This window comes from Candidatus Auribacterota bacterium (genome assembly GCA_026392035.1).
Taxonomy (GTDB): Bacteria; Auribacterota; Tritonobacteria; order UBA1439; family UBA1439; genus JAPLCX01.
The window spans coordinates 1-2,563 of record JAPLCX010000038.1 but is presented as its reverse complement, the minus strand read 5'-3'; the positions used below and the strand labels follow the sequence as shown (position 1 = coordinate 2,563).

General features: G+C 60.2%; 1 protein-coding gene. It reads right to left on the bottom strand.

The window, feature by feature from the left end:
* Positions 1 to 142 precede the first annotated feature (142 nt).
* Positions 143 to 2,371 (bottom strand): DNA translocase FtsK 4TM domain-containing protein, encoded by a 2,229-nt coding sequence (locus NTX71_03725; protein MCX6339012.1) that lies wholly within the window; start codon positions 2,369 to 2,371, stop codon positions 143 to 145.
* Positions 2,372 to 2,563: the final 192 nt, after the last annotated feature.

Below are 2,563 nucleotides of genomic sequence, written 5' to 3'. Positions count from 1 at the left end.
CGTATCATGATGACGCCTCCTTGATGTGGTGTTGCGGTGCGCGTGCACCGCTCCGATGGTTGTGTGAGAACTCCATCTTACCTCATCATGGAGGCTTTTTATCTCAGGTTATTTGACTCCTATTTTGGACAAGAGTGATTTATTATAATACTTCCCTCGCCTTGCTTCCCTGCTGGGGGCCGACCACGCCCCGCTCTTCCATCATGTCCACGATCCTGGCCGCGCGCGTGTAGCCGATGCGCATCCTTCTCTGGAGCAGCGATGCCGACGCCTGCCCGAGCTGCCGCACCACGCTCACGGCCTCATCGTAGAGATTGTCATCGATATCCTCATAGCTCAATGCGCTGTCCGCTTCAGCGGAGAGGATATCCTCCCGGTAATCCGGGCTGCCCTGCGATTTCACGAACTCCACCGTCGCGTTGATCTCCGCGTCATCCACCAGCGTCCCCTGTATCCTGAGCCGCCGGGAGGAACCGGGCGGCATGAAAATCATGTCGCCGCAACCGACCAGCTTATCAGCCCCCATGGTATCCAGAATGACCTTTGAATCGACTTTCGAGGCGACCTTGAAGGCAATCCGGGTGGGGAAATTGGCCTTGATCAAGCCGGTGATGACATTCACCGAGGGGCGTTGTGTGGCGAGGATGATGTGCAGGCCGGCGGCCCGCCCCATCTGGGCCAGGCGGATGATCGGGTCCTCGATGTCCTTGCGGGCCACGAGCATCAGGTCCGCCAGCTCGTCAATGATGATGACAATGACCGGGAGCGCTTCCCGTGGTTCGCCCTCCTCACCCCGCGCCGCCGCACCGCTCTGTTTGATATTCGTGTTGTACCCGATGATATCGCGGACGATCTCGTGAGAGAAGAGGCCGTAGCGCCGCTCCATCTCCCTCACCGCCCAGCGGAGTGCCTGAGCCACGGCCCTGCTCTCCGTCACCACCGGCGTGAGCAGATGCGGGATGTCGCGGTACTGGGTCATCTCCACCCGTTTGGGATCAATGAGGATGAACTTGAGCTCATCGGGGGTGCAGGAGAAGAGCATGGTGAGAATCAAGCTGTTCACGCACACCGTCTTCCCCGAACCCGTGGCCCCCGCGATGAGCAGGTGCGGCATCTCTCTCAGATCCGCGATCACCGGATTCCCCGAGATCTCCTTGCCGATCGCCAGCGGGATATACCTGGGGGGCTGCCGGTATTCCTTCGAGAGCAGCATCTCCTTCAGGCCGACGAGCGTCGCCTTGAGGTTCGGAATCTCTATGCCGACCGCCGACTTCCCGGGGATGGGCGCGACGATCCTGATGCTGCTCGCCGCCATCGCGAGCGCCAGATCGTCGGTCAGCGTGGTGATCCTCTGCACCTTGACGCCGGCCGCGGGATGCACCTCATAGCGCGTGATCACCGGGCCCCGGATCACGTTCCCCACTTCCGCATCAATGCCGAATTCCTTCAGGGTGAGCTGGAGGACATCAACGTTCTTCTGGAGGTCTTCCTCTACCTGCTTGCCCCTCGCGGCGACCGGTTCGTGCAGGAGACCGACGCCGGGGAGTTTATACGCGCCCGTGGATCTCGGCTTGCGGTGGCGCGGTAGGAGCCCCACCTGTGCCGCCTCTTTCCCGGCCCGATCAGGCACACGCTTCTCAAATCTGGGAAGCCCGATCTCTCGCTGCGCCTCAGCGGCGGGAGGAACCGTGATCTTCACCTTTCTCGTGCGCCGGTACAGCCCCGCGAACGGCCGCACCCGCACCTTGTGCACGCCGAGAGGGATCATCCGCCGCTTCTGGCTGATGACCTCCGCGGAGACCCTGGCCGAATGGCCGATTGCGCCGGAGAGCTTCGTGAAGGAAAACCCTATGAAGCGGAATGCGTTGAATCGGATAAAGACGAGCGTGGATGCGATGCACAGCGCCGCACACAGGCCGATCGAACCGGCGACACCGACGCAGGGGAGCAGGAGATTCACGCCCAGTAGATCGCCCACCACCCCGCCGGCGCCGACGAGGTTCAGCCGCCTCGCCTCTACCGTGCACCAGGTGCCCATCGGCAGCTGAAACAAACAGGCGAGGGAGATCAGCATCAGGACAGCGGAGGCGGCGCGCACCGATCTCATGGGGCGGACGCCCGAGCCTCCGCCGCGAAGGAATACGCACCCCAGGTAAAAGAGTATGAACACGATCGCGTATGAGGCAAAACCGAGCGCAAGGAGGCACCCGAATGCGGCCCATGAACCGACTATCCCCACGCTGTTGTTCTGCGGGTAATTCGGATGCGTGGTATTGTAGGTGACATCCATCGGGTCATAGGAGTAGAGGCTCAGAAAGAGCAGAAGGGCGACAAGCCATAATGAGAACGCGTAGATGATCCTCACGATCACTGAACCTCCTCACTGCGGGCCGGGCGCTATGAGCGGGCACTCGATACCAGGCTAAGTACACAGTATCATAAATATGATGACATATAAATATTGCTTTTCAAGAACGGATGCGGCACAATACGAAGACAAAGAAGGAGGCGTATTGTGCCCAGAACAAGCCCATTCAAGATTATACTCTCTTCGGAAGAAAAG